The sequence below is a fragment of the Yersinia nurmii genome (assembly GCF_001112925.1).
Taxonomy (GTDB): Bacteria; Pseudomonadota; Gammaproteobacteria; order Enterobacterales; family Enterobacteriaceae; genus Yersinia; species Yersinia nurmii.
Window position 1 is genome coordinate 172,268 of the sequence record NZ_CPYD01000010.1, and the last position, 6,774, is coordinate 179,041.

A 6,774-nucleotide genomic window follows, 5' to 3' on the forward strand; every position below is an offset into this window, starting at 1 on the left:
AAGCCGGCGGATTATTCACAAGTTTTTCCGTGATTCAGCCAAAGAAAAGCCCTGTTAAAAACAGGGCTTTTTGGTACTCATTCTCGGTTGATTAACCTTTGATTTCACTCAGCAGGAACTCAATGATTTCGCTGGTTTTAATCATTTTCTTCTCACCGGCACGGCGGTTTTTGTATTCCACCTCTTCGCTGTCCAGATTGCGATCGCCAATAACGATGTTGTGCGGCACGCCAATCAGTTCCATATCGGCAAACATCACGCCCGGACGTTCTTTACGGTCATCCAGAATGACATCAATGCCTTTAGCGCGCAGAGTGGCGTACAGTTCTTCCGCCAGCTCTTTAACGCGGAAAGACTTGTGCATATTCATCGGGAGAATAGCAACCTGGAATGGCGCAATAGCGTCTGGCCAGATAATCCCGCGGTCATCATGATTTTGCTCAATCGCCGCCGCCACTACGCGGGAAACCCCGATGCCGTAACAGCCCATGGTCATTACCTGATTGCGGCCATCTTCGCCTTGAACCGTCGCTTTCATCGCTTCGGAATACTTGGTGCCTAACTGGAAGATATGACCCACTTCGATACCGCGTTTAATCTGCAAAGTACCTTTGCCGTCAGGGCTGATATCGCCTTCAACTACGTTACGTAGATCAGCAACCTGCGGCAGCGGAAGGTCGCGCTCCCAGTTAATACCGAAGTAATGTTTACCATCAATGTTTGCGCCAGCGCCGAAATCGCTCATAACTGCAACGCTGCGATCGATGACCACAGGCATTGGCAGGTTAACCGGGCCGAGAGAACCTGGGCCTGCACCAACGATAGCGCGAATTTCTTCTTCGCTCGCGAAGGTCAGCGGTTTGGCAACCTGCGGCAGTTTCTCTGCCTTGATTTCGTTCAGTTCGTGATCGCCACGTACTAGCAGGGCAATCAGCTTATGGCCGCTTTCTTCATGGGCATGAACCATCAGGGTTTTGACGGTTTTTTCAACGGGTAACTGGAATTGCTCTACCAATTCAGCGATGGTTTTCGCATTTGGTGTATCAATAATACGCAATTCTTCCGACGCGGCTGCGCGAGGTGCGCTTGGTGCCATGGCTTCGGCGAATTCGATATTCGCCGCGTAGTCTGATTCAGTAGAGAAAACGATATCGTCTTCACCGCTGTCGGCCAGCACTTGGAACTCATGGGATGCGTCGCCACCGATAGAGCCGGTATCAGCCAGAACCGGACGGAAATTCAGACCCATACGTTCAAAGATACGGTTGTATGCGGCATACATGGCGTCGTAGGTTTCTTGCAGAGATTCCTGAGTTGTATGGAAAGAGTAAGCATCTTTCATCAGGAACTCACGGGCGCGCATAACGCCAAAGCGCGGGCGTACTTCGTCACGGAACTTGGTTTGAATCTGGAAGAAGTTCAGCGGCAACTGCTTATAAGAGTTGATTTCGCCACGAACCAGATCGGTAATAACTTCTTCGTGAGTCGGGCCAAGTACAAAAGGACGTTCGCCGCGATCGACAAAACGCAGCAACTCAGGGCCGTATTGCTCCCAACGACCGCTCTCCTGCCACAAGTCTGCGGGCTGAACTACCGGCATGGAAACTTCAATCGCGCCCGCGTTGTTCATCTCTTCACGAACGATGTTTTCAACTTTTTTCAGAACGCGGATACCGGTGGGCAGCCAGGTATAAAGACCTGAGGCCAGCTTACGAACCATACCGGCACGCAGCATCAATTGATGGCTAATGACTTCCGCGTCGGCAGGCGTCTCTTTTAGAGTGGAGAGCAAATATTGGCTAGTGCGCATGATGTTTTGGTTCCATTAGAACTGCAAATTGCAACAGGCTGCCGAGATTGGTCAGGCAGTCAAAAACAGTAAAAGTAGCTTAGTTTACCAGTGAGAAACGGTTGTCAAAAGAGAACCGCGCGAAATTTAGCGTGGGTCGAGAGATAACACTTCGGTTTGCTGCCCAATAACTCGCCAACGAACGTTAAACTCTAATAATAATACTGCGTATTCCCGCATTTCTTCTTCGTTTTTTCGATAGGCCGGACGAGGGTCCTGCGCCAGAACCTGAGCAATAAAACGTTCTAGATTTGGGAAGCGCGCCTGATTTTCTGCTATCTGCCGTTGGGCATGAGCGGAAAATATCACTGGCATATCGGCGTCGGGTGCTGATTGAGCAAAACCGGCACGAGCCAGCGGCTGGCTTTCTGCAAAGGGCAGGTAGGGTTTAATATCGATAACCGGCGTACCGTCGACCAGATCCAGACTCCCAAGCTCAAGTACTACTTCTGAACCTCTCACTCGCACAGCTTTCAGCTCAATGAGCGACATACCAATGGGATTAGGGCGAAAAGTCGATCGGGTGGCAAATACGCCCATACGAGCATTGCCGCCAAGGCGTGGAGGACGTACCGTAGGTCGCCAGCCGCCGTCCATGGTTTGATGAAAAACAAACATGATCCATAGGTGGCTGAAATCAGTCAGGCCGCGAACTGCCTCTGGCTGATTATAAGGAGCCAGTAATTGTAGCTCACCGCCGCCGTCTTCAATCAGCCCCGGCTGTCGGGGAACCGCAAATTTTTCTTTATAGGGCGACCGGATAACACCGATTTGATCAAAGGAAAACGTGGTCATTTTGACGATACGTTCAGCGCAGAACCTTGGCAAATAGCCTGCTGATAGCAACCTGGCACGCCGCTGATAATCTGACATTCATGGAGCAATACCGCGTTGGCTTTCAGGTAAGAGGCTTTAATCTGCATTCTCTTACGCGCCGTGGCAATATTCGGCGGCGAGTCTTGAGCGCTGGTTTGGCAGGATTCACCTGAAACTTCTCCTAAATCTCGGAAAGGTTTACCGACTAACTCTTCGGCGGTTTTATACAGTTTCACCGGCGCAGAACGCGGAGCTGTAGTTTGAGTGGGTTTAGCCGTCGGCTGAGGGTTTGGCAACATCTTCCCGCCATTGGATGATTCGGTCTGTAGCATGGAACATCCAGTTAGCGAAAGAGCTAACCAACAGAGAGGTAACGCACGCATAGAGATTCCTTTGTTTTTTATATTTAAGTTGCGCTATTGAAGCAATCTATCATGCAAATAACAAGACGGGCCGTAGCCCGTCTTAAAGATATATTCACTAAAATCGGTAATGAAAAATTACCAGCCTTTTACAGCACCGCCGTTAAAGGCTTTATTCGCGGCTTCGTAAACTTCTTCAGACTGGTAGGCCTGTACGAATTTCTTCACGTTTTCCGCGTCTTTATTGTCTTCACGAGCCACGATCAGGTTAACGTAAGGCGAGTCTTTGCCTTCAACAAACAGACCGTCTTTCGCAGGTGTCAGGCCAACCTGGCTGGCATAAGTGGTGTTGATTACCGCTAACGCAATTTTCTGGTCATCCAGAACGCGCGGTAACTGAGGCGCTTCCAGCTCAACCAAATTCAGGTTTTTAGGATTTTCGATGATATCCAGTTTCGTTGGCAGCAAGCCTACGCCTGGCTTCAGTTTGATCAGATTTTGTTTTTCCAGCAGCAGCAGGGAACGGCCCAAGTTAGTTGGGTCGTTAGGCACTGCGATGCTTGAACCCGGTTGCAGTTCGTCCAGGGATTTGATTTTCTTGGAGTAACCGGCAATTGGGTAAACGAAGGAATTACCAACGGAAACCAGTTTATAACCGCGATCAATGATTTGCTGATCCAGATAAGGCTTATGCTGAAAAGCGTTCAGATCGATATCGCCTTTGCTCAATGCTTCGTTAGGCAATACATAATCGTTGAATACAACTAACTCAACGTCCAGACCGTATTTATCTTTCGCCACTTTTTGCGCTACTTCTGCAACCTGCTGTTCAGCGCCAACGATCACACCTACTTTGATGTGATTAGTATCTTTTTCTTCCTGACCACAACCGGCCAAAAGCAGGGTTCCGATCAGCGCGCCGACTGCCGCGATAGATTTTAATTTAAAAGACATATCCTTTCCTCTATAGACATTCATTTTAATAGGCGCCGCTGTGAGCGCTATCGCAGGCTGATTATTATTTGTGAGTCACGGCTCTGACGATCCGGTCACCACAGAACTGAATCAGGTAGACCAAAATAACCAATAACACTAAGACGGTATTCATTGCGGTCGCGTCATACCCAATATAACCATATTGGTATCCGATTTGACCTAAACCACCGGCGCCGACTGCACCACCCATGGCGGAATAACCGACCAGAGTAATCAGCGTAATGGTTGCGGCGTTAACTAAACCGGGCAAAGCTTCTGGTAATAATACTTTTTTGATGATTTGGAACGGCGTGGCACCCATGGCGCGAGCCGCTTCTACCAAACCGGATGGAATCTCCAGCAGCGCGTTTTCTACCATACGCGCGATAAATGGCGCAGCGCCTACGGTTAAAGGAACGATCGCCGCCTGTAGGCCGATAGACGTTCCTACTATCATGCGAGTGAATGGAATCATCCAAACCAATAAAATAATGAAAGGTATGGAACGGAAAATATTCACCAATGCTGAGACTGTCTTATATAAGGTATTGTTGGCACTGATTTGTCCAGGACGTGTGATATACAGCAACACGCCAATTGGCAGACCCAATACAAAACCGAAAAAGCCGGAAACGAAGGTCATCACAATCGTTTCCCAGATGCCCCGGCCCATTAACCACATCATTGCCTCAGACATAACCCAGAACCTCTACTTTTACATGATGATCTTGCAGGAATTTGATTGCGGCCAGGCCATCTTCACTTTCGCCGTGTAATTCCGCCAACATAACGCCGAATTTAACTCCGCCGGCATAATCCATTTGTGAACTTAGAATACCGATATCGATGTTAAAGCGACGTACTGCCTGAGAAATCAGCGGAGCGTCTACAGATTTGCCGGTAAATTCCAGTTTCAGTAATGGCACACGGTCAGGTGCAGGTTCAGCGCTCATGCGTAGGGCATAGTCTTCAGGGATATCCAGATGTAGCGTGGAATGAATAAACTGCTGCGCCAGCGGCGTTTTCGGATGGGAGAACACTTCGCTCACGCTGTCTTTCTCAATCAGCTTGCCTTCGCTAATAACGGCAACTTGATCGCAAATACGTTTTACCACGTCCATCTCATGGGTGATTAATAAGATAGTTAATCCCAGCCGACGGTTAATGTCTTTCAGTAGTTCCAGAATAGAACGGGTCGTCGCTGGATCCAGTGCGCTGGTGGCTTCGTCGCACAGCAAAACTTTTGGATTACTGGCAAGCGCTCGGGCAATAGCCACGCGCTGTTTTTGTCCGCCGGAAAGGTTAGCCGGGTAGGCATCCTGTTTATCAGCCAGACCCACCAAATCAAGCAGTTCGAGCACTCTCTTCTTTATATCTGCGCGCGGCGTGTTATCCAGCTCAAGCGGCAGAGCAATATTACCGAATACGGTACGGGACGAGAGCAAGTTAAAATGCTGGAAAATCATGCCAATCTGACGGCGTGCGCGAGTCAGTTCGCGTTCTGATAAGGAAGTCAGATCCTGACCATCAACCAGAACCTGACCGCTGGTTGGTCGCTCTAACATATTGGCGCAGCGAATCAGGGTGCTTTTGCCTGCGCCTGATGAGCCGATAACACCATAGATCTGTCCGGCAGGGACGTGAAGAGTCACGTCAGAGAGGGCGGTAATCACACGCGATCCCTGCTGAAACACTTTGCTGATATTGGAGAGTTTAATCATATTATTCTTATTTTATCGTTAGTTTCCGTGGCTAGATAAAAAGTAAACTTTAGTGAAACCAAAGCATGGATCGGATGTTAAGGCGTCTAGACGTCTAAGTCAACTGGGAAGGTTGTTTCTCTTCATTCTCAATGATGGGTGAAACATGCAATACTAGTGGTGTTTACAGTCCTCAGGAGCATATAAGTGACGCAGCCAGTTCCCGCAATATTTTTAGATCGTGACGGTACCCTTAATATCGACCACGGTTATGTCCACGAGATAGATAATTTTCAGTTTATAGACGGCGTGATTGATGCTTGTCGTGAATTAAAAGAAATGGGCTTTGCCTTGGTGCTGGTAACTAACCAGTCTGGCATCGCCCGCGGTATGTTTACCGAAGCCCAGTTTGTCAGCCTGACAGAATGGATGGATTGGTCACTGGCCGATCGCGGTGTGGATTTGGATGGTATCTATTTCTGTCCGCATCATCCGGAAGGAAGCGTCGAAGAGTTTCGTCAAACCTGCGAATGTCGCAAGCCGTTGCCTGGCATGTTAATAGAAGCACAGCAAGAATTGAACATCGATATGGCTGCTTCTTATATGGTAGGTGATAAAATGGAAGATATGCAGGCCGCTTTAGCTGCCAATGTCGGTACTAAAGTTCTGGTGAGAAGCGGTAAACCCGTCACTGAAGCGGGTGAAGCGCTGGCCGATTTGGTACTAAATAGCCTCGCAGAACTACCAAAAGCCATCAAAATGCGGGTTAAATAAGCGTAAAGCGCAAATAATCGGCAAACGAAATAAACTTTACGATAAACCCTTGCCATTCTGAAGCAGCTCCCTATAATGCGCATCCATCGACACGGCGCTGTGAGCAACTTCACAGAGTGGCCGGGGAGAGCAGAGAAAACTAACGAATTAAGTTGTTGACTCTGTAGCGGGAAAGCGTATTATCTGCCTCCCGCGTTACTGTAAGATTCGCCGCAAGCGAACAGGTAACGAACGCTCTTTAACAATTTATCAGACAATCTGTGTGGGCACTCGCAAGACGATATCAAAGCCTGTTTCG

At 48.7% G+C, this 6,774-nt stretch carries 7 protein-coding genes; 1 reads left to right on the forward strand and 6 read right to left on the reverse strand.

What is annotated here, in order from left to right; all coding sequences use genetic code 11:
- Positions 1–91: 91 nt before the first annotated feature.
- The 6 genes from proS to metN form a co-directional block, all read right to left on the reverse strand.
- Positions 92–1,810, reverse strand: a complete 1,719-nt coding sequence (proS, locus tag AD970_RS13515; RefSeq protein WP_049599978.1) for a proline--tRNA ligase — start codon at positions 1,808–1,810, stop codon at positions 92–94.
- 126 nt (positions 1,811–1,936) lie between these two features.
- Positions 1,937–2,644, reverse strand: a complete 708-nt coding sequence (tsaA, locus tag AD970_RS13520) for a tRNA (N6-threonylcarbamoyladenosine(37)-N6)-methyltransferase TrmO (protein ID WP_049599981.1) — start codon at positions 2,642–2,644, stop codon at positions 1,937–1,939.
- Positions 2,641–3,048 (reverse strand): Rcs stress response system protein RcsF, encoded by a 408-nt coding sequence (gene rcsF, locus AD970_RS13525; protein ID WP_049599983.1) that lies wholly within the window; start codon positions 3,046–3,048, stop codon positions 2,641–2,643. Before rcsF ends, tsaA begins: the two co-directional genes overlap by 4 nt.
- 117 nt (positions 3,049–3,165) lie before the next feature.
- Positions 3,166–3,981, reverse strand: coding sequence for a MetQ/NlpA family lipoprotein (locus AD970_RS13530; protein ID WP_049599986.1), 816 nt, complete (start codon positions 3,979–3,981; stop codon positions 3,166–3,168).
- 64 nt (positions 3,982–4,045) lie between these two features.
- A complete protein-coding gene (locus tag AD970_RS13535; RefSeq protein ID WP_049599987.1) occupies positions 4,046–4,699 on the reverse strand; it encodes a methionine ABC transporter permease MetI in 654 nt (217 codons plus the stop codon).
- Positions 4,692–5,723, reverse strand: a complete 1,032-nt coding sequence (gene metN / locus AD970_RS13540; protein ID WP_049599990.1) for a methionine ABC transporter ATP-binding protein MetN — start codon at positions 5,721–5,723, stop codon at positions 4,692–4,694. Before metN ends, AD970_RS13535 begins: the two co-directional genes overlap by 8 nt.
- A 186-nt stretch (positions 5,724–5,909) precedes the next feature.
- Here metN and gmhB point away from each other — a divergent pair, with 186 nt between their 5' ends.
- The gene (gene gmhB / locus AD970_RS13545) at positions 5,910–6,476 is read left to right on the forward strand and encodes a D-glycero-beta-D-manno-heptose 1,7-bisphosphate 7-phosphatase (RefSeq protein ID WP_049599993.1); all 567 of its coding nucleotides are present in this window, start codon (positions 5,910–5,912) and stop codon (positions 6,474–6,476) included.
- Positions 6,477–6,774 lie beyond the last annotated feature (298 nt).